Annotated in this window: 1 protein-coding gene; it reads left to right on the forward strand. The window is 58.9% G+C overall.

The features are described 5' to 3' along the window. On the forward strand, nucleotides 1–419 hold a 419-nt coding region (locus tag L691_RS32660; RefSeq protein ID WP_036736435.1), incomplete at its 5' end, for a hypothetical protein. Between the last annotated feature and the right edge of the window lie 109 nt (nucleotides 420–528).

A 528-nucleotide genomic window follows, 5' to 3' on the forward strand; every position in this document is an offset into this window, starting at 1 on the left:
CCAGCCGCTCGCCGCTTTCCGGCCGTCTGCTCCAGAAACCCGCAGGACGCGAAGCCCTGGCGGGTCTGGACTTGAAGCGTGCCCCGCCGGAACGCAGCGTCGTCCATCCCCCATCCCCGAATCCGCTGCCCGAGTTCCGTTTTACAGGACGGAATATTCCGGAGCGGCCGGACTTGAACGAGCTTTTTCGGGCAGGCGGCGTAAAGCCGATTCTCGGCAGACGCAAGGCGGATGGCAGCTGCAGCCGCCGGTTTCCCCATTTTTTAATTCTGCCCATAGCGCTCTCCCCTCCCGCCACTTCCGGCGGTCAAGCCGCCTTCTACTGTATCGTATTCGCCCCCCGCCCAAAAAAGAAGAACGCTTATCCGGCGCGGCGCACCGGACAAGCGTTCTATTTCGAGCGTATATACTTTTTGTAATCCATGGTATCCGTCTAGCAACAGCGAGAGCGCGAACAACGGTCCTGATCGTGGCCAAACGGCGAAGATTCATGAGGAAATTCGACACTTTTTCTCCTTTCCGCAATTG

This window comes from Paenibacillus zanthoxyli JH29, from assembly GCF_000520715.1.
GTDB lineage: Bacteria > Bacillota > Bacilli > Paenibacillales > Paenibacillaceae > Paenibacillus_AQ > Paenibacillus_AQ zanthoxyli.